Annotated in this window: 26 protein-coding genes; 15 read left to right on the top strand and 11 right to left on the bottom strand. The window is 33.7% G+C overall.

Annotated features, from left to right (window positions below):
- Positions 1 to 10: 10 nt before the first annotated feature.
- The 4 genes from glyQ to ybaK all read left to right on the top strand — a co-directional run bounded on the left by glyQ (position 11) and on the right by ybaK (position 4,488).
- Positions 11 to 943 (top strand): glycine--tRNA ligase subunit alpha, encoded by a 933-nt coding sequence (gene glyQ, locus Q0K76_RS10090; RefSeq protein WP_294615236.1) that lies wholly within the window; start codon positions 11 to 13, stop codon positions 941 to 943.
- Positions 944 to 953: 10 nt separating this feature from the next.
- Positions 954 to 3,026 (top strand): glycine--tRNA ligase subunit beta, encoded by a 2,073-nt coding sequence (gene glyS, locus Q0K76_RS10085; protein WP_363322467.1) that lies wholly within the window; start codon positions 954 to 956, stop codon positions 3,024 to 3,026.
- Positions 3,027 to 3,091: 65 nt separating this feature from the next.
- Positions 3,092 to 3,913 (top strand): hypothetical protein, encoded by an 822-nt coding sequence (locus Q0K76_RS10080; RefSeq protein WP_294615230.1) that lies wholly within the window; start codon positions 3,092 to 3,094, stop codon positions 3,911 to 3,913.
- Positions 3,914 to 4,002: 89 nt separating this feature from the next.
- Entirely contained in the window at positions 4,003 to 4,488 is a 486-nt protein-coding gene (gene ybaK / locus Q0K76_RS10075; protein ID WP_294615227.1) for a Cys-tRNA(Pro) deacylase, read from the top strand.
- Positions 4,489 to 4,633: 145 nt separating this feature from the next.
- On the opposite strand, the gene Q0K76_RS10070 is transcribed toward ybaK, so the two are convergent.
- The 4 genes from Q0K76_RS10070 to Q0K76_RS10055 form a co-directional block, all read right to left on the bottom strand.
- Positions 4,634 to 4,906 (bottom strand): HU family DNA-binding protein, encoded by a 273-nt coding sequence (locus Q0K76_RS10070; protein WP_294615224.1) that lies wholly within the window; start codon positions 4,904 to 4,906, stop codon positions 4,634 to 4,636.
- Between the two features lie 181 nt (positions 4,907 to 5,087).
- Entirely contained in the window at positions 5,088 to 5,681 is a 594-nt protein-coding gene (locus Q0K76_RS10065; protein WP_294615221.1) for a DUF416 family protein, read from the bottom strand.
- Positions 5,674 to 6,747, bottom strand: coding sequence for a uroporphyrinogen decarboxylase (gene hemE, locus Q0K76_RS10060; protein ID WP_294615218.1), 1,074 nt, complete (start codon positions 6,745 to 6,747; stop codon positions 5,674 to 5,676). Before hemE ends, Q0K76_RS10065 begins: the two co-directional genes overlap by 8 nt.
- Before the next feature lie 90 nt (positions 6,748 to 6,837).
- Positions 6,838 to 7,743: a LysR family transcriptional regulator ArgP gene (locus Q0K76_RS10055; RefSeq protein ID WP_294615216.1), complete on the bottom strand. Its 906-nt coding sequence runs from the start codon at positions 7,741 to 7,743 to the stop codon at positions 6,838 to 6,840.
- Between the two features lie 204 nt (positions 7,744 to 7,947).
- On the opposite strand from Q0K76_RS10055, the gene rpiA reads away from it, so the two are divergent.
- Positions 7,948 to 8,607: a ribose-5-phosphate isomerase RpiA gene (rpiA, locus tag Q0K76_RS10050; protein ID WP_294615213.1), complete on the top strand. Its 660-nt coding sequence runs from the start codon at positions 7,948 to 7,950 to the stop codon at positions 8,605 to 8,607.
- Positions 8,608 to 8,683: 76 nt separating this feature from the next.
- Positions 8,684 to 9,925 (top strand): phosphoglycerate dehydrogenase, encoded by a 1,242-nt coding sequence (serA, locus tag Q0K76_RS10045; RefSeq protein ID WP_294615211.1) that lies wholly within the window; start codon positions 8,684 to 8,686, stop codon positions 9,923 to 9,925.
- Positions 9,926 to 10,069: 144 nt separating this feature from the next.
- On the opposite strand, the gene Q0K76_RS10040 is transcribed toward serA, so the two are convergent.
- The 6 genes from Q0K76_RS10040 to srlA all read right to left on the bottom strand — a co-directional run bounded on the left by Q0K76_RS10040 (position 10,070) and on the right by srlA (position 14,232).
- Positions 10,070 to 10,849: a DNA-binding transcriptional repressor gene (locus tag Q0K76_RS10040; protein WP_294615209.1), complete on the bottom strand. Its 780-nt coding sequence runs from the start codon at positions 10,847 to 10,849 to the stop codon at positions 10,070 to 10,072.
- Positions 10,850 to 10,952: 103 nt separating this feature from the next.
- Positions 10,953 to 11,318 (bottom strand): transcriptional regulator GutM, encoded by a 366-nt coding sequence (gutM, locus tag Q0K76_RS10035; RefSeq protein ID WP_294615207.1) that lies wholly within the window; start codon positions 11,316 to 11,318, stop codon positions 10,953 to 10,955.
- 76 nt (positions 11,319 to 11,394) lie between these two features.
- The gene (gene srlD / locus Q0K76_RS10030) at positions 11,395 to 12,174 is read right to left on the bottom strand and encodes a sorbitol-6-phosphate dehydrogenase (RefSeq protein ID WP_294615205.1); all 780 of its coding nucleotides are present in this window, start codon (positions 12,172 to 12,174) and stop codon (positions 11,395 to 11,397) included.
- 11 nt (positions 12,175 to 12,185) lie between these two features.
- Positions 12,186 to 12,554, bottom strand: a complete 369-nt coding sequence (srlB, locus tag Q0K76_RS10025) for a PTS glucitol/sorbitol transporter subunit IIA (protein ID WP_294615203.1) — start codon at positions 12,552 to 12,554, stop codon at positions 12,186 to 12,188.
- 109 nt (positions 12,555 to 12,663) lie between these two features.
- A complete protein-coding gene (locus Q0K76_RS10020; RefSeq protein ID WP_294615201.1) occupies positions 12,664 to 13,665 on the bottom strand; it encodes a PTS glucitol/sorbitol transporter subunit IIB in 1,002 nt (333 codons plus the stop codon).
- A gap of 18 nt (positions 13,666 to 13,683) precedes the next feature.
- Entirely contained in the window at positions 13,684 to 14,232 is a 549-nt protein-coding gene (gene srlA, locus Q0K76_RS10015; protein ID WP_294615199.1) for a glucitol/sorbitol-specific PTS transporter subunit IIC, read from the bottom strand.
- Positions 14,233 to 14,500: 268 nt separating this feature from the next.
- On the opposite strand from srlA, the gene Q0K76_RS10010 reads away from it, so the two are divergent.
- The 9 genes from Q0K76_RS10010 to Q0K76_RS09970 all read left to right on the top strand — a co-directional run bounded on the left by Q0K76_RS10010 (position 14,501) and on the right by Q0K76_RS09970 (position 21,801).
- Entirely contained in the window at positions 14,501 to 15,037 is a 537-nt protein-coding gene (locus Q0K76_RS10010) for a DNA starvation/stationary phase protection protein (protein ID WP_294615197.1), read from the top strand.
- Between the two features lie 80 nt (positions 15,038 to 15,117).
- Positions 15,118 to 15,666, top strand: coding sequence for an NAD(P)H-dependent oxidoreductase (locus Q0K76_RS10005; RefSeq protein WP_294615195.1), 549 nt, complete (start codon positions 15,118 to 15,120; stop codon positions 15,664 to 15,666).
- A 77-nt stretch (positions 15,667 to 15,743) separates the two neighbouring features.
- On the top strand, positions 15,744 to 16,412 hold the full coding sequence (mutH, locus tag Q0K76_RS10000) for a DNA mismatch repair endonuclease MutH (RefSeq protein ID WP_294615193.1): 669 nt from the start codon (positions 15,744 to 15,746) through the stop codon (positions 16,410 to 16,412).
- 249 nt (positions 16,413 to 16,661) lie between these two features.
- A complete protein-coding gene (locus Q0K76_RS09995) occupies positions 16,662 to 17,081 on the top strand; it encodes a PTS sugar transporter subunit IIA (RefSeq protein WP_294615191.1) in 420 nt (139 codons plus the stop codon).
- Positions 17,082 to 17,573, top strand: a complete 492-nt coding sequence (locus Q0K76_RS09990) for a mannose/fructose/sorbose PTS transporter subunit IIB (RefSeq protein ID WP_294615189.1) — start codon at positions 17,082 to 17,084, stop codon at positions 17,571 to 17,573.
- Positions 17,574 to 17,601: 28 nt separating this feature from the next.
- A complete protein-coding gene (locus tag Q0K76_RS09985; protein ID WP_294615188.1) occupies positions 17,602 to 18,420 on the top strand; it encodes a PTS mannose/fructose/sorbose transporter subunit IIC in 819 nt (272 codons plus the stop codon).
- A 17-nt stretch (positions 18,421 to 18,437) separates the two neighbouring features.
- The gene (locus tag Q0K76_RS09980) at positions 18,438 to 19,268 is read left to right on the top strand and encodes a mannose/fructose/sorbose PTS transporter subunit IID (RefSeq protein ID WP_294615186.1); all 831 of its coding nucleotides are present in this window, start codon (positions 18,438 to 18,440) and stop codon (positions 19,266 to 19,268) included.
- 185 nt (positions 19,269 to 19,453) lie between these two features.
- Positions 19,454 to 20,698 carry an alcohol dehydrogenase catalytic domain-containing protein gene (locus Q0K76_RS09975; RefSeq protein ID WP_294615184.1) on the top strand — a complete coding sequence of 415 codons (1,245 nt, stop codon included), beginning with the start codon at positions 19,454 to 19,456 and terminating at the stop codon, positions 20,696 to 20,698.
- Between the two features lie 119 nt (positions 20,699 to 20,817).
- Positions 20,818 to 21,801 (top strand): sugar-binding transcriptional regulator, encoded by a 984-nt coding sequence (locus Q0K76_RS09970; protein ID WP_294615181.1) that lies wholly within the window; start codon positions 20,818 to 20,820, stop codon positions 21,799 to 21,801.
- Positions 21,802 to 21,864: 63 nt separating this feature from the next.
- On the opposite strand, the gene argA is transcribed toward Q0K76_RS09970, so the two are convergent.
- On the bottom strand, positions 21,865 to 23,193 hold the full coding sequence (gene argA, locus Q0K76_RS09965; protein WP_294615178.1) for an amino-acid N-acetyltransferase: 1,329 nt from the start codon (positions 23,191 to 23,193) through the stop codon (positions 21,865 to 21,867).
- Positions 23,194 to 23,479 lie beyond the last annotated feature (286 nt).

The raw sequence follows: 23,479 nt of genomic DNA, 5'->3' as shown, positions 1-23,479 counted from the left end.
AGATAACATCATGCAAAAGTTTAATGTCAAAACCTTCCAAGGTTTAATTCTTACGTTACAAGATTACTGGGCTAATCAAGGTTGTACAGTAATTCAGCCATTAGATATGGAAGTTGGTGCAGGTACATCCCACCCTATGACTTGTTTACGCGCACTTGGGCCAGAACCTATTAATGCCGCTTATGTTCAACCTTCTCGACGTCCTACTGATGGTCGTTATGGTGAAAATCCTAACAGGTTACAACATTACTATCAATTCCAAGTTATCTTGAAACCGTCACCTGATAACATCCAAGAGCTTTATTTAGGATCACTAAAAGAACTAGGACTTGATCCAACTATTAACGATATTCGTTTTGTTGAAGACAATTGGGAAAACCCTACTCTTGGTGCTTGGGGGCTTGGTTGGGAAGTTTGGTTAAATGGTATGGAAGTGACACAATTTACTTACTTTCAACAAGTAGGCGGACTAGAGTGTAAACCTGTCACTGGTGAAATCACTTATGGTCTAGAACGCCTTGCCATGTATATCCAAGGCGTGGATAGTGTTTACGATTTAATTTGGAGTGATGGCGCATTTGGTAAAACGACTTATGGTGATGTATTTCACCAAAATGAGGTTGAACAGTCTACTTATAATTTTGAATATGCCAATATTGATTTCTTATTCTATTGCTTTGAGCAACATGAAAAAGAAGCCAAACTATTACTCGAATTAGAAAAACCACTGCCATTACCTGCTTATGAACGTATCTTAAAAGCAGCACATTGTTTTAATTTACTTGATGCGCGTAAAGCAATTTCGGTTACTGAAAGGCAACGCTACATATTACGCATAAGAGCATTAACCAAAATGGTGGCTGAAGCATACTATGCATCTCGTGAAGCACTTGGATTCCCCATGTGTCAAAATTCATGTTTAAACGAAACTGTATCAAAGTAGGAAAGAATATATTATGCAAAAAACATTTTTAGTGGAAATTGGTACAGAAGAGTTACCGCCGAAATCACTCCGCACCTTGGCTGAAAGTTTTGCGACTAATTTTATAGATCAACTTAATAATGCCAATATTGAACATGGTGAAGTACTTTGGTACGCCTCTCCTCGACGTTTAGCTTTAAAAGTTTTAAACCTTAATGATACACAACCAGATAGTCAGATTGTTAAGCGTGGCCCAGCAGTTAGTGCTGCCTTTGATGCTAATGGTAATCCAACCAAAGCTGCTGAAGGTTGGGCTCGCGGTTGTGGAATTACTATAGCCCAAGCTGAAAGAATACAAACTGATAAAGGGGAATGGTTGTCTTATACACACAATCAAAAAGGTCAACCTGTTGTTAATCTTTTATGTGATATGGTCAAAACAGCATTAAGTAAACTGCCAATCCCAAAACCAATGCGTTGGGCTGCACGCCAAGTCGAATTTATTCGCCCAAGTCATACTGTTACGATGTTATATGGTAGTGATCTTGTGCCTGGTACAATTTTAGATATTGAATCAAACCGTATTATTCGTGGGCACCGTTTTATGGGGGAACAACAACTTTCCATTGATAATGCCGATCAATATCCGGAAATTTTAGAACAACGTGGCAAAGTCATTGCTGATTATGATAAGCGCAAAGCAATCATTAAACAACAGGCCGAAGAAGCGGCGGCAAAACTTAATGGTAAAGCAGATTTAACCGAAAGTTTACTTGAAGAAGTATCATCATTGGTTGAATGGCCAGTTGTCTTAACCGCCAAATTTGAAGAGCGTTTTTTATCTGTTCCAGCAGAATCACTAGTTTATACCATGAAAGGCGATCAAAAATATTTCCCTGTTTATGATAAACAAGGTAAATTACTACCTAATTTTATTTTTGTTGCCAATATTGAGTCCAAAGATCCACAAGTGGTTATTTCGGGTAATGAAAAAGTAGTTCGTCCTCGCCTTGCTGATGCAGAGTTTTTTTATAAAACTGATTTAAAGCAACGCTTAGAAGATCGCCTGCCTCGTCTTGAAACTGTGTTATTCCAACAACAGCTTGGTACGGTTAAAGATAAAGCACTTAGAATTGAAGCGTTATCAGGTTATATTGCTGAAAAAATTAGCGCTAACATTGAGCAAGCAAAACGAGCAGGGAAACTCACTAAATGTGATTTAGTCACCAATACTGTATTTGAATTTCCTGAAACACAAGGCATTATTGGCCGATATTTAGCTCTTAAAGATGGCGAAGGTATTGAGGTAGCAACTGCCATAGAGGAGCAATATAAACCACGCTTTTCAGGTGATGAACTACCGAGCACTTATGTATCTTGTGCCGTATCTATTGCAGAAAAAATGGATACTCTAGCGGGTATTTTTGGTATTGGACAATCGCCAAAAGGTGATAAAGATCCTTTTGCACTGCGCCGAGCAGCAATTGGGGTTTTACGAATTATTGTAGAAAAAAACTTACCACTTGATCTTGCCGAATTATCTAATTTTGCTGTTTCATTATATGGTGATAAACTCAACAACAAAAATGTTATTCAAGATATAGTTAGTTTTATGCAAGGTCGCTTTCGGGCTTGGTACCAAGAACAAGGTTTTGCTATTGATACTATACAAGCCGTATTGGCACTTAATCCTACTAAGCCTGCTGATTTTGATGCTCGTGTTAAAGCGGTCACCTTTTTTAGAACATTACCTGAATCATCGTCATTAGCAGAGGCGAATAAACGAGTATCCAATATTTTATCCAAAGCTGAAATAGCTGTTCCTGAAAAAATTAATGTAGCATTATTAGAAGCAGGTGCAGAAGGTGAATTAGCCAAACAAGTAGCTATCTTAACAGATAAACTTGAACCATATTTCAATGAAAGTCGCTATCAAGATGCATTAGTTGAACTGTCTTCACTTAAAGTACCGGTTGACGCATTTTTTGTATCGGTTATGGTAATGGTCGATAATGAACAAATTAAACTTAACCGTTTAGCATTATTGAAAAGACTACAAAACTTATTTCTAAAAGTAGCCGACATTTCACTATTACAATCGTAATTTTAACATTTACTTATAATAATTCGTGGTAACTTGATGGTTGCCACTAAGGTAGTAGCAAAAACATGCAAACCAACTTATCTTTTTCTATAATTTTCAATCAAGCTTCCAATTTTATCCAAAATCGTTTTTGGCAGCTCATGATGATTAGCATAATAATAGGAATATTTAATACATCTGTGAATAATTATTTTATGGATAGTGAAACAATTGAATTATTATCCAAGGCAGAAGATACACAAGATATATCAATTCTATCCCCTGCTATATTAAAAATAATAATTCTATCAATATTCACTTCTTTAATTATTACCTCAGTGAATATTGCCACTATCTACAATCTATCCATAAATAATAAGTTGAATGTTAATATATTACTGTCAAAATCAGTTTCAAGCATAATAAAAGTATTGGGATTTAATCTTATCTATACACTTATTGGCCTATTTATTACATTATTCTTTAGTTTAATAATTACTGTTTTTCTAATAATTGCACCGACATTAGGCCTTACAATAACTGTATTAGTGATATTAGGTTTAGTATTTTTCATGAAAATTGTTAATTACTTTTTTATTAGCCTAATTATTGAACCATCATCAAAAACTTTTATTCAACTTTTTGTGCAAAGTCATCAATTTGTTAAAAAGTACTGGCGATTAGGTAGTTTAATGATGGTTATTAATATTGTTTGTATTATTATGCTTTCAACACTAGCAATGACTTATGAAAAAGGTAATTTTGTTTTAGATTTAATACTCGCAACAGTATCAAATTTTATTGATCTTTTCGTAATTTGCTTTTTTTATCGTTTAAGTCAACTAATTTCTGATAAAGAAACAGATTTAATTAATAATAACGCTAATAATACAAATTTAATATTATAATGAAAAAGATACTGACTTTTTCTCTACTAATTAATTATTAATAAAGACAAAATACTAAATAATTAGTTATTCTTTAAGTGGATATTATAATGACACCTGCTGTTAATTTACTAAAAAAATTAAAAATCAAGTTTAATATTCATCAATATGAGCACGATTCCAAAGAAACTCACTATGGGAAAGAGGCTATTAGCAAGCTTGACCCTCAGTTAGATATTGTTGCAGGACAAATATTTAAAACATTAGTTGTGAGTTTAAATGGTGATAATAAATCATTTGCTGTTTGTGTGTTACCTGTGAATTGTCATTTAGATTTTAAAAAAGTAGCTAAAGCCTTAAACTGTAAGAATATTGAATTGGCTGATCCTAATGTGGCTCAAAAAATCACAGGTTATTTAGTTGGAGGAATTAGTCCACTAGGTCAAAAAAAACAACTACCAACACTAATTGATTTGACTGCTAAACAATTTCCCATGATGTTTATATCTGGTGGAAGGCGAGGTCTAGAAATTGAAATTTCGCCAGATGATCTATTAAATATATTACATGCTCAATTTGTCGAAATCATAGTTTAAACTTATTTGAATTAATTTTTGGAATATGAATATCGTTGGCAAATAAAATTATTTAATGAATTAATGATTTTGAAAAACAAGGTCATAAGCTTAGCTTATGACCTTTAATAAATAACATCTATCTAATTAATAATATAAAATATAATTATTTAATTGCTTCTTTTAGGCTTTTACCAGATACAAAAGCAGGCACTTTACTAGCTGCAATTTTGATTTCTTTACCAGTTTTAGGATTACGACCAATACGAGCTTTACGATCATTAACTTTAAATGTACCAAAACCAACTAATTGTACTGGTTCACCTGCTTTTAAAGATTCAGTAATAGCTGCCAATGTTGCTTCTAAAGCAGTTTTCGCTGCAACCTTAGTAATATCAGCTTTGCCAGCAATTGCATCTACAAGTTCTGTTTTATTCATGGAAATATCCTTACATAATTGTTTATTGTTAAAGTTAACATAAAAAGTAAAGTTAACAACTTACTTAACCTTACCCTGTAAACAGCATCCGATTTCTAATAATAATGCTAAATGTAGTCTATATTTCTCTAATATTAAAGAAAAATTTAGTAAAAAGTAAAAGAATTATTGTCCGATTGATTTAATCGCTCAAAAAAACACCGATATTGCTTGTTTTTGCTGACCGGATATCGCTTCTTAAGCCTTTTATTAAATCTATCATCTCATTATTTTCATCACATAATAATCTAAAAATTTCCCATTGAAGATCAAATTCATCGATTACACAAGGTAAACGCTTCTGTTCTTCTTCTGAAAGATAAACATCCGATTTGGTCATTTCTAATTCAGCAATAGTCGTTGCCGAGATACTACTTACTTGGGCAACATGCTCAGCAATTTCGCCACTTAAATAAGAGTGTAAAAGCTCGCTAAGCGCTTGGCAAGCATCTATTGCAGGGTAAATCATATAAGGACTATCATCATTTACAGTTGGAATAATAACTTCTATTTTTGCTAACTGCAAATCAAAATTGATTTTTACATTTTCAACTAACAATGATTCCCAAATTAAATCGAGTATTTTTTTGTAACTTTTTGCATCTTCATCCTTTTGTTGCTGTTGACAATAGAAAACAAAATTTGGATACATTCGTTCACATAAACAAACCATAAATAAACGTTGTTGCCATACAGGCAATTTTTCGATTCTTAATTGCACAGGATTTTTAATCACAATGAAACCTTTTTGACTGTTGGTGTACAGCATGAATAAAATGTTGCACATGCTCTACTGGAATATCTTGCAAAATACCATGCCCTAAATTAAAAATATGCCCATTATGATAGCCATATTCAGTAAGCACCGCCTCAACATTCGATTCTATTGTTGATTTGTCAGCATATAAAACTGAAGGATCTAAATTACCTTGTATTGCAATTTGACCTTTACTTTTGATCTTATTTAAATCAACCGTCCAATCGACACCTATTGCGTCACATCCTGTTTGCCTAATCGGTTCTAACCATAATCCACCGCCTTTAGTAAACAAAGTCACGGGAACATAAGACAACATATCTGCGCTTTTAGTACCTCGAATTAACTCAGATATGATCATTTGCATATAGTAAAGTGAAAACTCTTGATAGCTTTGATGACTTAATACGCCACCCCAAGTATCAAAAATCATAATAGACTGGGCTCCAGCTTTGATTTGTGCATTTAGGTATAATGCAACACTATTGGCTAATTTTTCAAGCAACAAATGCAAAGCCTTTGGATTACTATACATCATTTTTTTGATTTTGGTAAATGATTTACTACTTCCCCCTTCAATCATGTAAGTTGCTAAAGTCCAAGGGCTACCGGAAAATCCAATTAATGGTACTTTACCATCTAACTCTTTTCGGGTAAGACGAATGGCATCCATTACATATTTTAACGATTGTTCAGGGTCTGGAATAGGTAATTGTTTAATGTCAGTTACATTTATAATTGGTTTAATAAATTTAGGACCTTCGCCTGTTTCAAAATGCAAACCAAGCCCCATTGCATCTGGAATAGTCAAAATATCCGAAAAAATAATAGCGGCATCAAGATCAAATCGCTTAAGCGGTTGTAAAGTAACTTCACAGGCAAGCTCAGGAGTTTGGCATAAATTCATAAAACTTCCAGCCGTTAATCTGAGTTGACGATATTCTGGTAGATAGCGACCGGCTTGACGCATTATCCAAACAGGCGTGTAATCTACAGGCAAACATTGCAAAGCTCGCAAATAGCGATCATTTTTTAATTGACTCATAATCATTGGCTCCCTGAATTATTAATGCAAACTGTAAAGAAGTTTCAGGTATACATAATGTTTTAGTATAAAAATTGATAGTTTCAATAATTATTTACGGTCTTGAGATTGAGATAATGTATTATGTGCATAATGAAGCAAAGTTTCAGAAATATTTTGCATTACACTACTTTCAGGCGCAAAACGGTGCCAGTAAAGCATTCGTCTTTGAAACAAACCATCGGTAAGATCAATTAATTCACCAATTTTCAATTCTTTTTCAACTTGTAACTTTGGCAACATACAACAAGCAGAACCTTGTTTGGCAAGTTGAACAAAAGCTTCCGAAGAACTGGTAATATGACATATCACACTACCTGGCGTAAGATTAAAATTTTCATGCAAAAAGGCTTGATGCATATCATCTAAATGATCGAAAGCAACTGCTGGGGCTTTTAATAATGAAGAACGAGTAACACCATTGGGAAAAAATTTTTTGGCAAAATCAGGAGAAGCTACGAAAATATAGTCTAAAGCACCTAACAAATCTGATAGACAACCGGGTAAAGGATTGGCTTGAATACTAATTGCACCAACAACCGTCCCCAAACGTAATAGTTCTAAAGTATGCTCTTCATCTTTTACTTGAATATCAAAACGTAGAATATTTTTATCTAAAACAGGTTTTAATGCCGGTAATAACCAGGTAGCCAACGAATCAGCATTAACCGCAATAGATAATGATAACGGTGTCACATTTTGATCATTATCACCTAACCATTGTTGTTCAAGTAATTCAACTTGGTGTAATAACCCTAATAGATGCTCACCTTGTTTAGTCGCTTTCGGTGGAATGGTACGTACCAATAATTGTTGACCGAAGAAGCTTTCTAATTGCTTTATTCGTTGCGATACCGCAGGTTGTGTAATACACAGTTTATCTGCTGCCCTTTCGAATCCTCGTTCTTTTATAACTGCATCTAATGCTTGGAGTGCTCTATAATCTGGACGCTTCATAATCTCTTTATAAATGATTCAACTATTGCTTAAATACACAAGTCATTTCAATTTTGAAAAAAGCCTTAGATACCTAAAACTTAAGATATTTTATTAAAATCCTAATGATTTTTGCTTTCCAATTAGTTACTATGCCATATCTTTAAAATTTTTGCTTTTAAAATTTTAATTTTACAAAAAAATTATCTTAAATACGGTGGTATTATGACACAAAATGAATTAAAAAAAGCAGTCGGTTGGTCAGCATTAAAGTATATTAAACCTGATTCATTGGTCGGCGTTGGCACAGGATCAACTGCGGCTCATTTCATTGACGCATTGGCAACAATTAAAGATCAAATTAAAGGAACGGTATCTAGCTCTGAAGCTTCAACACAAAAATTAAAAAGCTATGGGATTCCGGTACTTGATTGCAATGAAGTGGATAGTTTAGATGTTTATGTCGACGGCGCAGATGAAATTAATCATCATATGCAAATGATTAAAGGTGGGGGTGCCGCTTTAACTCGCGAAAAAATTGTTTCGGCTTTAGCTAAACAGTTTATCTGTATTGTGGATGAATCAAAAGTAGTTGATGTATTGGGAAGATTTCCATTACCTATTGAAGTGATTCCGATGGCACGTTCTTATGTTGCCCGAGAGCTTTATAAATTAGGTGGTAAGCCAATATATCGGCAAGGGGTTATTACTGATAATGGTAATGTTATTTTAGATATTCATGATCTTGTTATTGCTAAACCTATTGAGTTAGAAAGCCACATTAATAATATAGCCGGCGTTGTTACAGTAGGTTTATTTGCTAATAAAGGAGCAGATATAGCATTAGTAGGAACTAGCTCTGGAGTGAAAGAACTTAAAAAGTAGCATCTACTATCAACAATTAATTACACATTATAACAATATATACCTATTTATATTCTGAAAGAAAAGAGAGGAAATAATGGTTGTTCAGGCTTTAACCAAAAATGAAAACAAGTTTTTATTACTTGAAGGCATTCACCCTAGTGCAATTGAAACTCTAAAATCAGCTGGTTATACAAATATCGAATATTATAAAGGAGCATTAACTCCTTCTGAACTCAAAGATGCTTTAAAAGATGTTCGTTTTGTCGGTATTCGATCAAGAACACATTTAACTAAAGACATTATTGATGCTGCACCAAAACTTGCTGGTATTGGTTGTTTTTGTATAGGTACTAACCAAGTTGATCTAAATGCTGCTACGGTTAAAGGGATACCTGTTTTTAATGCACCTTTTTCAAATACACGATCAGTTGCTGAACTTGTATTGGCTGAAGCTATTTTATTATTACGCCGGATACCTGAAGCGAATGCCAAAGCACATCAAGGTAAATGGAATAAGATGGCCACTGGTTCACACGAAGCTCGTGGTAAAAATCTAGGTATAATTGGTTATGGTCATATTGGTAGCCAACTCAGTGTTCTGGCTGAATCATTAGGAATGAACGTTTATTTTTATGACATTGAAACTAAACTGCCATTAGGGAATGCTAAACAAATTTCTACCATGAAAGAGTTACTCGCTATGAGTGATATTGTTAGTATGCATGTCCCAGAAAATCAAACTACCATCAATATGATTAGCCAAAATGAGATCGATATGATGAAATCTGGAGCCATTTTAATTAATGCTTCTCGTGGTAGTGTAGTTGATATTGATGCGTTAACACTAGCATTACAAAGTGAAAAACTTAGTGGTGCTGCAATCGATGTTTTTCCAGCCGAACCTGCAAGTAACAGCGAACCATTTGAGTCACCGTTATGTCAATTCGATAATGTAATTATTACGCCTCATATTGGCGGTTCAACCACTGAAGCACAAGAAAATATAGGTATTGAAGTAGCGAGTAAACTTGCTAAATATTCTGATACCGGTGCAACGCTTTCGGCAGTCAATTTTCCCGAAGCATCGTTACCTATCCCAGCTAAAAGCACGAGCCGTTTTTTAAATATCCACCATAATCAACCAGGTGTTTTGACAGCAATTAATACCTTATTTGCTGAACAAGGTCTCAATATTTCCGGGCAATATTTGCAAACAGATCCTAAAATTGGTTATGTAGTTATTGATATTGATAGCGTTGAACAAAGTAAAGCGGAAGAATTATTGGTTAAATTAAAAAGTGTACCAGGCACTATTCGAGCAAGATTACTGTTTTAAGTTAAATATTAAAGCACATACCTATCACAAGTACGGATCATAAAATTGCATTCGTACTTAGCTTTAATAAGAATAAGGCATAAAATAAAATAGTTTTAACATTTGGTAAAAAATAAAGATATTTTATAAAAAATCAGCTTTAAATTATTTATCCATAACTTTCACTTTTACCACATTAATACCTTTTTGAGTAAGTGCATTATCATATCTATCATCCAATTTTTCATCAGTAATAATCGTATTAACAGCACTCAAATCACAAACAACATTAGGGCTGCGGCGGCCAAATTTTGACGAATCGACTAATAAAATTAATTTAGCTGCTGCTTTACTCATTGCCACACTGCCATGATAACTTTCATTGAAGGTGGTTACTCCACCAACTAAATCAACGCCATCGGCCCCCATAAATAATTTATCAAAAGTATAAGACTCAAAAGCCGCAATAGCAGATGCATTATTACTATGAAAAGAAGCAGACTTACGACGAAAAGTACCACCCGTTAATATAATTGTTTGATCATTATCATTAGCGACTAATTCATTCACCATATGTAAACTATTAGTCATAATGGTAAGATTATTAAATTTAGCAAGCATAGGAATCATTTGAGCAACTGTACTACCAGCATCAAAAATAATGGAATCTCCTTCATAAATTAGCTTAGCGGCCTCTTGGGCAATGGCTTTTTTGGCTAATGTATTTATATAGGTTTTATGATCGATAGCTCTATCACCAATTTCTCGGTTTAGCATTGCTCCACCATAAGTACGTAAGATTAAACCACTTTCATGAAGTTGGGTAAGATCTTTGCGAATAGTGGTGCCGGTTGTTTTAAAATGCTCAACAAGCTCGTCAACACTAACTTGTCCATTACTTTGCAGATATTCTAAAATAGCTGTTTGTCGTTGTCTTACTTTCATGATTAAATTCCAATGTGATTATTAGCGAATACTGAAAAATTATCGCTATCAAGTATTATACTTTAAAATGAAAGAAATTACTTTTCAAAATAAAAGATAATTACTATTTATTTGCTGTTAATGCTACAGTTAATGCACTTTGTGAACCAGGATCGTTGGGGAAAATTTTTTCGGGAATAATTTCTGTGGCAGACAACCCATGTAATTGAAATATTGGCTTAGGTAAAGCAAAGACTGTGATTCCTTTCATCAATATAGAATCAATAATAATCTGATTTTCATCTAACGAAATAGCTATTAATACTCTGGGTTTAAATCGTTTAGTTTTACTACGACCCACGCCCAAATAAGTTCCTTTTTTCATTGCTAAAAAGGCGTGATTAAAACGACGAATCTGGAACCAACTAAATATAATTTGAATACACCAAGCAATAAGCGCAATCACAATTAAAGTAGTAGTCATATTCATAGATGGCTCCATTCAGATATTGATTGAATAAAAAGTGCGAAAATTATTAATAATATTTTTTCGCACCTTATTTTTTCTAGAACATTACTTGTCCACCAGTAATGTTAATTGACTGCCCTGTACAATATGAAGCTTTATCGCTAGCATAAAACAGTAAAACATTTAATACATCTTGATAATCGCAACCACGTTTAAGTGGTACTTTATCAATATAAACTTGCTCTACTTGACTTTCTGGTATACCTAACTTTTTAGCATATTGTGGCAATAATGATTGGAACATTGGGGATTTTAACAAATTACCTAGCATCAAAGAGTTAACAGTAATACCATAGTCAGCCAAATCTAATGCTAAAGATTGTGTCAACCCAACACCACCAAATTTAGCTGCACTATATCCTGAATTATGCTTACTACCGACTTTACCTGATTTTGAATTAATTTGTATAATTCGACCATGAGATTTATGTTTGATCATCAATTTTGCAAACTCACGAGCGCACAAAAAATAGCCGGTAAGATTCACATTGACAGACAATTGGAAATCACTTAATGCAAAATTTGTTATTGGAGCTGCCTTAGCAACACCTGCGCTATATACCAATAAATCAACATGTTTAAAGGTAGTGTCGACTTCATTAGCTAATTTAATGACACTTTCTTCATTGGTTGCATCAACACCAAATCCTTTTGCAGAACCTGCGCCATGTTTTTGATTAATATCTTCAGCTACTTTATTAGCGTTATCAATATTCAAATCAGCAACCACGACATTATACCCCGCATCAGCGATACCTTTACATAAGAATTCGCCTAAGGTTTGCCCACCACCAATAATAACTGCTACTTTTTTCATTTTTCAGTTCCTTAATTGCTTAAAATTTTGACTTCATCACCAACAAAAAGTTGAGTTGGTTGTTGACCATTGACATGAACTGTTCCGGGTAATTCTGCTTGTTGATTACCATCAAACCTTAATGTAATGTGTCCCAATTCACGAAAATTGACGCTAGCAACATCTCCTACTGAAGTTATGTTGAAAACATGATCACCTAAATGTATTGTCTGCCCCACTTGTATATCTTGTTTTAAATCATCATGACTGTGAACAAAACAGTAATCGGCTAAATCCGCTGGCGCACCTTCTTTAAACAGGATCAACATGCCATCTGCTAACGCTTCTTGTGCAAACTCTCCAATTTGATTAATTTTTGAATGATAGATAACCTTTGACATTATTAACCCTCTTAAGATTTATATTTAATCTAAATTTTTTGTCCTACTTTTTAGTATTAACACGTGACAAAAGATGAGATGCTTTCCATCCCATCTATTTTTTAAATATTTATTGATAAATAAATAACGAAACAGCCCATGCAATTAATACGGTTGGTGCGCCTGTTAAGAAACGACTAACTAGTACCGACGGTACCCCAACTCTCACTGTATCTTGTTTAGCTTCAGCAAGTGATAAGCCAACTGGAATAAAATCACATGCAGCTTGAGCGTTAATTGCAAACAGTGCTGGTAATGCTAAATGCGGTGGAATATTTCCAAGACCGATTTGCACACCCACTAATGTACCAATAACCTGAGCAATAACGGCTCCAGGGCCTAAGAATGGAGAAAGTAATGGGAAAGAACAGATTAATGCTAAAATGACTAGCCCAAGTGGATTATTCGCTAATGGAACTAATCCATTAGCAATAAAATCACCTAATCCTGATGCAATAATAATTCCTATTAATGCTGAAACAAACGCCATAAAAGGAAGGATGGTTTTAAGCACCGTATCAATAGTATCGCGCCCAGCTTGGAAAAATACTGCCACTCCAGAACCCATACCGATACCAATTTTTGCTAATAAGCCGTCACTTTGTTCAGAAATCTTTTTACTACTATCATATTCCTTATATGCTGACGATTTTCTGCTTGGTTCTTGCTGTGTTGATATTGTTGGTTCTACAGTATCACTTTCTTTTTCAATTACTTTAATATTATTAGGTTTAACAGCAGAAACATAAATATCTTCAACAATATATTGAGCAAGTGGTCCTGATTTTCCTGTAGCATGAATATTGATAGTCGGTACTCGATTTTTGGGATAAATACCACAACGTAATGTACCGCCACAATCTATTACAGCCACCCCTATTTCTTCTTTAGGTGGTTCACCTTCTTTAAAACCATCTATTGCTTCCCAGCCGGTTAGTTCGACTAATGTATCTACAATTGCTGGTCTTGTACCAGCTGCAATATAAACAATTTTTTTACCGGCGATGATAGGAAGTTCTAAAGGACCACCCCAACCTGCTTCACCTTTCTCGATATGAATAAACTTAGCCATTTTTGATTCCTTTTATTGTTAAAGATGAACTTTTCGATCTAATTTGATAGCCATTTTTCTTTCAAAAATGGCGGTACAAAAGTCAGTGATCCACCCTCTAAAAAAGTTTGTGACTAAACCAACAAGAAAATAGCTCACGGCAAGAGGACCTAATGGCAAACCCAATTTAGTTAAACCAGCGGCAATACCTAAATAAACAAATAGCTCTCCGGGATTAACATGTGGAAATAATCCATTCATTGAATGGCAACTATAAGAGGAAGCTGCATAGTAACTTGGTTTGTAACACTCTGGCATAAATCGACCTAAACTTAATGTCATCGGATTACAAAAAACGAAAGTTCCAATTAGCGGTAATAAAAGATAACGTGAAACAGGATTACCCGCACAAGCTTGTGCCAAACGCTCTATACGTTCTTGACCTATGAATTTAATTAACGCATTCATCACTACAAGTAATGAAATCAATAATGGTAAAATCGCTGTTACCATCCCCACAAATACTTTGCCACCTTCCTGGAATAAACCGATAAACCATTCAGCACCGTACGAAATAGCATCAATCATATTGTCTCCTATTGAGTTAAATTTCAAAGAAATAATATCAAGTATAAAAACAAAAAACTTTTAACTGGATCACAATTTGAAATATTTTCTTTTATTTTGAAAGAAAATATTTCAAATGATCTTTTAAATGAAATTTATATAACAATCATAGACAGCTAAAATAACAGTGATAGTCATAAATAGCTTATTTTTATTGGACTTTAATAATGAGTTGGCGTAACTTGATATTGCACAGTTATTTTATTATTTAATTTAAGAGGAAAATATCATGGTTAAAAGTACTGCTTCTGCAAAAAAGTTACAACAATCAGCTATATTATTTCCAACTGATTTAGGACAAAAAGCATCCAAAGATATTTCTGGCGCAATGAATTCTGTGTTAGCAGACGTATTTGCTTTATATTTAAAAACTAAAAACTTCCATTGGCATGTAAGTGGACCACATTTCCGTGATTACCATTTAATGCTAGATGATCATGGTGAAGAATTATTTGCAATGACCGATCCTATTGCTGAACGAGTCCGTAAATTAGGCGGCACTACCTTACGTTCAATTGGTCATATTTCTAAATTACAAAGTATTTCTGATAATAACGCCGATTTTGTTGAGCCTTCAGATATGCTTGCTGAACTTTGTCAAGACAATATAAAATTAACCGCTCGTATGCGCCAAGCTCATGATATCTGTGATAAATATAACGACACGGCTACAGCTAGCCTGATTGAAGAGTGGATTGACCAAGCTGAAAGACGTGCCTGGTTCTTATTTGAAACAGGACGTAAAATGGATTCATCAGGACATTAATCGATTTTCTGCTATATCAATAATAATCGTTAATAAGAGACACATTTCGTGTCTCTTAATTTAATAAGTGGGGATTGAAGATGAGTAAAAAAATAGCCGTATTAGTCGGAAGTTTACGCAAAGATTCTTACAATTTAAAAGTGGCAAAAGTATTGCAAAAAATTGCTCCACCATCACTTTCATTACAAATCATCTCTATTGGAGATTTGCCTTTATATAACGAAGATATTGATACACAAACACCTCCTGATTCTTATACACGCTTTCGTCAAGAAATAGCTGATTGTCAAGGTGCTATTTTTGTTACACCTGAATATAATCGAGGTTTGCCTGCGGTAATTAAAAATGCTTTAGATGTTGGATCGCGTCCTTATGGTAAAAGTGTTTGGTCAAAAAAACCTGCAGCTATTATTTCAGCTTCACTCGGAGCGATAGGTGGATTTGGCGCAAATCATCAATTACGCCAATCTTTAGTATTTCTCGATATGCCAACATTACAACAACCTGAAGCCTATTTTGGTGGTGTTAATGCTGCTTTTGACTCTCATGATAATCTAACAGAGAAAAGCCAAGAATTTCTTTCGTTAATCATTAATGCTTATGCAGCTTGGGTGGAAAAATTAAGTTAATTAATGTTTGTTTTTAATATACACAACTAGGATAATTAGTTGTGTATTTAATATGAGATATGCTATAAAAATTTGAGATGACAGAATTTTTTCCAATAAATGAACACCAATTAATGAATAGAGCACAAACTGTAGCTGGCTATAATTTTGCTGAGATAGCAAAGTATTTAAATTTGCCAATACCAGAAAATCTAAATAAACAAAAAGGTTGGGTTGGCAATCTGATTGAAACCTTTTTAGGTGCAAATGCTGGAAGCAAAGCTGAACGTGATTTTGTTAATCTGGGCATTGAACTTAAAACAATACCTGTTGATAAACACGGTAAACCTTTAGAAACCACTTTTGTCTGTGTCACACCATTAATGGCAAACTATGGCGTTATTTGGGAAACAAGCCATGTTAAATATAAATTAACTAAAGTACTTTGGATTCCAATTGAAGGAGATAGACTCATACCACTTGCAGAACGTAAAGTTGGTAACCCTATATTATGGACGCCAACATCAAAACAAGAACTACAACTTAAACAAGATTGGCAGGAATTGATGGATATGATTGCACTTGGTCAAGTTGAAAAAATAACCGCTCGCTATGGTACCTACCTTCAAATTAGACCAAAAGCTGCCAACGGTAAAGCCTTAACAGAAGCAATTGGTGAAAATGGACAAATTATTATGACTCGTCCTCGAGGATTTTATCTTAAAAAATCATTTACTGAGCAAATTTTACAATCATCTCTAATCTAATTTATCTATTTTAATTAAAGCTAGTTACATTTCTTAATATCTTTACATTTTATTTATAACATATTGATTAATATATATTTAATCTCACATTAACTTTAAATACTCAACATTATCCCCTGCAAATTTTTTTTTAAAAATCCAATCAACTTCACATTTTTGCACATTAGTGATTTACTTTGAGAAATTGTGCATATAAATTTACATTTAACATTTGTGACTAAAACAGAGAATTTGTGAAAGAGGTATTGTATGAATTTTATTTTATCCGGACACGGAAAAATTGCCTGTGAAATGAAAAATAGTATTGAGATGATTGCGGGGATTTATCCAAATTTATATACCGTAACATTTGAACCAGGTGACAGTATTGAAAAACTACAAGATAAGTATTTACAGATAATTAACCAGTCTAAAAATCAACCTTTCATCATTATTACAGATATTTTTTCTGGCAGCCCTTATAACGCTGCGACAATTTTGGCAATGCAATTAAGTAATATTGAAGTCATTAGCGGTTTATCTCTACCACTGTGCTTGGAACTATTAAATTTAGATTTCTCTTTATTTAACATTGAGAACGCATTTGAACAACTTAACGATGTCAAAATGGATTTTATTAAATCATACAAATCATTATCAAAACACGTATCAACTGAGGAGGAACTATAAATGATTATCAATTTAGTTCGTATTGACGACCGTTTAATTCATGGACAAGTAACGACCGTTTGGACAAAAGAGGCTAAGGCAGAAAGAATTATTGTGGTTAGCGACGAGGTTGCTAATGATGAAATTCGCTCCACACTAGTAAAACAAGCAGCGCCTCCTGGAATTAAGGTGTCAGTAATTAGTATAGATAAAGCCGCTGCAGTTTATAAAAATATCAAGTATGAGCATGATACTGTTTTTTATCTTTTCACTAATCCGACCGATGTTTTACGTTTAATTGAAGCCGGCGTACCGATTAAAGATATCAACATTGGGGGGATGTCGTTTAAGGAGGGGAAAAAACAAATCACCAAAGCAGTATCCGTTGATGAACACGATGTAGCTGCTTTTAGAAAAATGCATGAAATGGGGATTAATCTATGTTTAAAAGTTGTTATTACCGATCCTTCTGTCGATTTTATTAAACTTCTTGAACAAAATTTTCCGCATTAACCAACATTATAAATAATAGGAGGTCACAATGGATGTCTCAATTTTTCAGATTGTGCTAATTTTTATTTTTTCTTGTATTGCCGGCATGGGAAGCGTGCTTGATGAATTTCAAACTCATCGCCCCTTGATCGCTTGTACTGTAATTGGCTTAATTTTAGGTGATATAAAAACTGGTATTATCCTAGGTGGTACCCTTGAACTTATTGCTTTAGGTTGGATGAATATCGGTGCAGCACAGTCTCCCGACTCAGCCCTTGCTAGTGTGATATCAACTATATTAGTAGTAGTAGGTAAACAAGATATTCAAACAGGGATAGCTATTGCACTTCCTGTTGCCGCGGCGGGACAAGTATTAACTGTTTTTGCCAGAACTATCACCGTTGCATTCCAACATGAAGCCGATAAAGCGGCTGAAAAAGTCCAATTTAGGAAGATTGAACTTTTACATTTTAGTGCACTTTTTGTACAGGCATTAAGAGTAGCTATTCCCGCAACATTAGTTGCAATTTATGTTGATGCTAATACCGTACAAACCTTATTAAACATGTTACCTGGTATTGTCACAGGTGGTCTTGCTGTAGCGGGTGGATTTATCGTAGTAGTAGGTTATGCCATGGTGTTAAACATGATGATGGTTAAATATTTGGCGCCATTTTTCTATTTAGGTTTTGTATTAGGTGGATATCTAAACTTTAGTTTACTTTCATTTGGTATTTTAGGTGTAATTTTTGCCATTATTTATGTTCAATTAAATAGTAAATTTAATACCGTTAAAAACAATGAAAGAGTGATAAATTCCGCAACCAACACTCATGAAATAGTTGCTGACGACGAACTAGATGATTAATTTATAAGGATTTTATTATGAGCACGTTAATAAAAACTATTCAAAAGAAAGATATTATCAGTACTTTTATTCGTTCTAATTTTCAACAAGCTTCTTTTAATTACGAACGTATCCATGCATTAGCTTTTTGTGTAGATATGATTCCAACTATCAGGCGGGTTTATCAATCAGAAGCGGAACAACGAGAAGCACTAAAACGACATTTAGCTTTTTTTAACACGACCCCCGCAATGTGCGGTCCAGTACTTGGTGTCACTATGGCTATGGAAGAAGCCAGAGCTAATGGTGCATCAATTAATGATGGTACTATCAATAGCCTAAAAATTGGTCTAATGGGACCTTTGGCTGGCGTTGGTGATCCATTAGTATGGGGAACATTGCGTCCAATTACAGCCGCATTAGGCGCCTCCTTAGCGCTTAGTGGTAATATTGCAGGTCCATTGTTATTTTTCGTGTTATTCAATTTAGTTCGACTAGCGATGAAATGGTATGGTTTAACCTATGGCTTATCTAAAGGAATTGGTATAGTTAAAGATCTTTCTGGCAATATTTTACCAAAATTAACTGAAGGCGCCTCTATTCTTGGTTTATTTATAATGGGGGTTCTGGTTACCAAATGGACCTCAATTAATGTTCCATTAGTTGTATCTAAAACGGAAGATATAAATGGTAACGAGATCATCATGACGGTGCAAGGTATTCTCAATGATCTAATACCCGGTTTATTGCCACTTGGATTAACTCTTTTAATGATGAAATTACTTAGGAAAAAAGTCAGTCCGATCATCTTAATTTTTGTGTTATTTGCCGTCGGTATCATTGGTTATGGTTTAGGTATTTTGGCTTAACAACAATCAAATCAATATAGTTTGAGATACATTTAATATTTAAGAATAAAACTGAGTTAAATATTAAATATATAAAACCAATTTCAGAAGCAGGCATTTTAATACTAGCCCGCATTTGCACGGTACAAAACTAAACTATATTGACTACAAACTTGAATAAAAATTAATTCATTAAAGAGGAATGTATGATAACTCAAGCAGTTCGATTATATGGCAAAAATGATCTTAGATTAGAATCATTTGAACTTCCAACTATTTCCGATGATGAAGTGCTGGTATCAGTCATCGTCGACAGTATGTGTATGTCTTCATTAAAATTAGTAAATCAAGGAGAAAATCATAAAAAAACCCCACCTGATCTGAAAAATAACCCTATCATCATCGGGCATGAATGCTGTGGTGAAATTCTACAAGTAGGTAAAAATTGGCTACACAAATTTAAAGTAGGACAAAAATATGTAGTACAAGCCAATTTGCAACTTGCCAATAGCCCTTATTGTGTTGGTTACTCTTATCCATATACGGGTGGATGCGCTACTTACATGATAATTAATCATGATGTACTTAAACAAGATTGTTTAATTCCATATGATGGTCAAACCTATTTTGAAGGCGCATTAATTGAACCATTATCCTGTATTATAGGTGCATTTAATGCTAACTATCACTTAAAACCCAATAGTTATGAACATATTATGGGAATAAAACCTAATGGAGAACTGATTATACTTGGCGGCACCGGTCCTATGGGAATGCTTGCCATAGATTATGCTTTAGGCGGGCCAATAAAACCAAAGAAAGTGGTTATCACGGGTCGAAGTAAAGAAAAAATTGAACATCTCAAAACATTATATCAATCTCGTAATGGTATCGAACTTGAATTTGTCGATATATCTAATGTCGATGATCAGTTGTCATTATTAAAAACCAAATCTACTAAAGGTTGCTTTGATGATATTTTTATCTTTTTACCATCACAGGAGTTAATTTATTTAGCTTCACAATTATTAGCATTTGATGGTTGTCTGAATTTTTTTGCTGGTCCACAAGATAAAAATTTTTCAGCTGAAATAAATTTTTATGATGTTCATTATAACTTTACGCATATTGTTGGTACATCAGGCGGGAACACTGATGATATGCGATCTGCTGTGAAGTTAATTGAATCTGGAGCTGTTGATGTTGCTAAAATTGTTTCCCATATTATGGGCATTAATCAAGCTAGTGAAATCACCCAAATACAAGACAAAATAAAAGGTGGCAAAAAACTGGTTTATACTCACAAACAATTTGCACTTAAAAGTTTAGATTCATTAAGTGAAAGTTCTGAAGATATAGCACTACAAAAAATATTAAATAAAAGCAAAGGAATTTGGTCAAAAGAAGCGGAAGATTTTGTATTAAACTATTTTCCAGATATTGAATCTTAATTTTTTGATATACACTAACAACATCAAGATGTCATAATGTTAGTTATAACAAATGACATCTTGATATTATCAAAATATAACGTAATTTTAATAGCCACGATAAATAAGACAATACTATCATGATTAATAATAACTTTGGTCACTCCGATTTTGAGCAACATAAATTGTTAATTAAAATTGCTCAGCTTTATTATGCAGAAAATAAAACCCAATCAGAAATAGCCAAAATTGTAAATATTCACAGATCAAGCATTAGTCGAATGTTAAAAACAATACGAGAATTAGGCATCGTTTCGATATCTATTAATTATGACTTGCTGCCAGATATTGCCTTAGAAGAAAAAATTCGCAACAAATTCAATTTAAAACAAGTTATTGTCGTACCGGTCAATTTAGATATGGACAACGACAGTAAAAATCAAATTGTTTGTAATGTGGCAGCAAATATATTACTGAAAAATATTCAAAATAATGATGTAATTGGTGTATCTTGGGGGCGTTCAATTAATTATATTGTTAATAGCGTCAAAAATGACAGTGTTCAGTTAAATAATATTACTGTGGTCCCAATGATTGGCGGCCCTTCTGGTAAAATTGAAACTAAATTTCATGTTAATAATATTGCTTACAAACTTTCTAATAAATTAAAAAGCCGAGCAATATTAATCGATTACCCAGCTATTGTTGATACAGATCAATTAAAAATTGAAATTGAAAAAACTCAGCATATGAAAGAACTGAAGAGTTGGTGGAGCAAAATCACTATTGCCCTTTTTAGTATAGGCTGTCCAGCGATTTCTAAAAATTCTATTTGGTATGGCTTTTATGGTGAGCTATTTCAAACCATTACTGATAAAAAAATTGTGGGTGATATTTTATCCAGATTTTATGATAAAAACGGCAGTGAATTAAATACCCCTTTTTGTAATCAAATTATTGGGGTCACCTTAGATAATCTTAAAAAAATCCCATTAAAAATCTGTGCAAGTGGTGATTTTGAAAAATTAAATAGTTTAATAGCTGCATTAAATGCTAATTATATTGATATACTTGTAGTTAGTGACGAAATGGCAGAACAGTTAAATAACTCCTCTGCACGATAAGACTATTTATAACTGATTAATTTTATATAAAAAATTCAAAAATCATTAAATTATTTTATTAATCTATATTAAATCAAACATCAATATTTTTGAGTTACGTTGATAGTTATATAGTTTCTTCTTTTTGATAGGTAAATCATCTACTTCTGCGGGAGTAAAACCTTTTTCTCTAAACCAGTGAATACTGCGCGTTGTCAGGACAAATATTTTTTCAAGACCCAAATTACGCGCACTTTCTGCAATTTTTTCAATAAGTAAATCACCTCGAGAAGAATTACGATAATCAGGATGAATGGCAACACAAGCCATTTCGCCCATTTTCTCTTCCGGATAAGGGTAAAGTGCTGCACATCCTATGGTCATATTATCACGTTCTATAATGGTGAATTTATCAATTTCCATCTCTAACTGTTCACGCGAACGTTTAACTAAAATACCTTGTTCCTCAAGTGGGCGAATAAGTTCTAAAATACCACCAATATCATTAATAGTCGCAAAGCGAATTTGTTCAGAATGTTCCATGGCAACTTGGGTACCAATCCCATCACGTGAAAATAACTCTTGTAAAATTGAACCATCAATTAGATAACTAACTAAATGACTACGTCTAACACCATTACGGCAGGCTTTTGAAGCGGCTCGCAAAAAGCGAGCTTCACTTGATAAGTGCTTACCCTGATGTTCTTTGTTATTAACATAGTTATCAGCATCAATTGGAAACAGATCAGTGATCACCTGTCCTTGCTCATCAAGTACTCCCTGCTCAGCACAAAAACTAATTAATTTATCCGCTTTTAATCGAATAGCGACTTCCGCTGCAACATCTTCAGATGACAAATTAAAACTTTCACCAGTGACCGAAACACCCACTGGACCGAGTAAAACAATTGAACCTCGCTTTAATTGTTCATCAATAGCTTCATTATTTATCCGGCGGATTTTACCTGTATGGCAGTAATCAACACCATCCTCAACCCCTAAAGGTTGAGCTATTACAAAATTACCACTAACCACACTAATATGTGCTCCTTGTAGTGGTGTATTGTTTAAGCTCATAGATAAACTAGCAGTGATATTAAGTTGTAATAATCCCGTAACTTGTTTTACAACATCTAATGTCGCTGCATCAGTAATACGTGTATTTTTATAATATTTAGGTTCTATATTGTGATTTTTAAGTGACTCATCTATTTGGTTTCGCGCGCCATTAACAATAACCAGCTTAATTCCAAGGCTGTAAAGCAAACCAATATCATTAATAATATTTGAATAATTATTATGTTTCAGTACTGCGCCAGTTAATAATATAACAAAGGTTTTACCATGGTGAGCATTAATATAAGGTACTGAATGTCTTAATCCTTCAACTAGTTCTGTTGTTCTTTCTTTCATTTTAACAAGCACCTAAAAATGAATATTTATTCATATATTTTGTATTTTTATTTATTTCTGAATAGATAGCAAGTTTTTTTTGAAAAATTTGATAAGGCTAAATTCGCTTCTTCATCTTAAATTTAATCGGTAGAGTTTATTGTAAAGATATTTCAGGAGCACCATACGTTTCAGTATAAAATTTAACCTACATTCAACATCTAAGTGCGAATCCAGTCAGTAAAAGGCTTGATAAGGTGTTTTATACTTAAGCCGTTTTCTTGGACGATGATTAAGCCGGTTTTCA

This window comes from uncultured Gilliamella sp. (assembly GCA_945271295.1).
GTDB lineage: Bacteria > Pseudomonadota > Gammaproteobacteria > Enterobacterales > Orbaceae > Gilliamella.
Note: the sequence above shows the minus strand (reverse complement) of the source record. Positions and strands in the feature narration are given on the sequence as shown.

Bases quoted from the DNA above. Each gene is read 5' to 3' on its own strand.
- glyQ (WP_294615236.1), top strand. From the start codon at position 11: ATGCAAAAGTTTAATGTCAAAACCTTCCAAGGTTTAATTCTTACGTTA.
- Q0K76_RS10080 (WP_294615230.1), top strand. From the start codon at position 3,092: ATGCAAACCAACTTATCTTTTTCTATAATTTTCAATCAAGCTTCCAAT.
- ybaK (WP_294615227.1), top strand. From the start codon at position 4,003: ATGACACCTGCTGTTAATTTACTAAAAAAATTAAAAATCAAGTTTAAT.
- Q0K76_RS10070 (WP_294615224.1), bottom strand. From the start codon at position 4,906: ATGAATAAAACAGAACTTGTAGATGCAATTGCTGGCAAAGCTGATATT.
- hemE (WP_294615218.1), bottom strand. From the start codon at position 6,747: ATGAGTCAATTAAAAAATGATCGCTATTTGCGAGCTTTGCAATGTTTG.
- Q0K76_RS10055 (WP_294615216.1), bottom strand. From the start codon at position 7,743: ATGAAGCGTCCAGATTATAGAGCACTCCAAGCATTAGATGCAGTTATA.
- rpiA (WP_294615213.1), top strand. From the start codon at position 7,948: ATGACACAAAATGAATTAAAAAAAGCAGTCGGTTGGTCAGCATTAAAG.
- serA (WP_294615211.1), top strand. From the start codon at position 8,684: ATGGTTGTTCAGGCTTTAACCAAAAATGAAAACAAGTTTTTATTACTT.
- Q0K76_RS10040 (WP_294615209.1), bottom strand. From the start codon at position 10,849: ATGAAAGTAAGACAACGACAAACAGCTATTTTAGAATATCTGCAAAGT.
- gutM (WP_294615207.1), bottom strand. From the start codon at position 11,318: ATGAATATGACTACTACTTTAATTGTGATTGCGCTTATTGCTTGGTGT.
- srlD (WP_294615205.1), bottom strand. From the start codon at position 12,174: ATGAAAAAAGTAGCAGTTATTATTGGTGGTGGGCAAACCTTAGGCGAA.
- srlB (WP_294615203.1), bottom strand. From the start codon at position 12,554: ATGTCAAAGGTTATCTATCATTCAAAAATTAATCAAATTGGAGAGTTT.
- Q0K76_RS10020 (WP_294615201.1), bottom strand. From the start codon at position 13,665: ATGGCTAAGTTTATTCATATCGAGAAAGGTGAAGCAGGTTGGGGTGGT.
- srlA (WP_294615199.1), bottom strand. From the start codon at position 14,232: ATGATTGATGCTATTTCGTACGGTGCTGAATGGTTTATCGGTTTATTC.
- Q0K76_RS10010 (WP_294615197.1), top strand. From the start codon at position 14,501: ATGGTTAAAAGTACTGCTTCTGCAAAAAAGTTACAACAATCAGCTATA.
- Q0K76_RS10005 (WP_294615195.1), top strand. From the start codon at position 15,118: ATGAGTAAAAAAATAGCCGTATTAGTCGGAAGTTTACGCAAAGATTCT.
- mutH (WP_294615193.1), top strand. From the start codon at position 15,744: ATGACAGAATTTTTTCCAATAAATGAACACCAATTAATGAATAGAGCA.
- Q0K76_RS09995 (WP_294615191.1), top strand. From the start codon at position 16,662: ATGAATTTTATTTTATCCGGACACGGAAAAATTGCCTGTGAAATGAAA.
- Q0K76_RS09990 (WP_294615189.1), top strand. From the start codon at position 17,082: ATGATTATCAATTTAGTTCGTATTGACGACCGTTTAATTCATGGACAA.
- Q0K76_RS09985 (WP_294615188.1), top strand. From the start codon at position 17,602: ATGGATGTCTCAATTTTTCAGATTGTGCTAATTTTTATTTTTTCTTGT.
- Q0K76_RS09980 (WP_294615186.1), top strand. From the start codon at position 18,438: ATGAGCACGTTAATAAAAACTATTCAAAAGAAAGATATTATCAGTACT.
- Q0K76_RS09975 (WP_294615184.1), top strand. From the start codon at position 19,454: ATGATAACTCAAGCAGTTCGATTATATGGCAAAAATGATCTTAGATTA.
- Q0K76_RS09970 (WP_294615181.1), top strand. From the start codon at position 20,818: ATGATTAATAATAACTTTGGTCACTCCGATTTTGAGCAACATAAATTG.
- argA (WP_294615178.1), bottom strand. From the start codon at position 23,193: ATGAAAGAAAGAACAACAGAACTAGTTGAAGGATTAAGACATTCAGTA.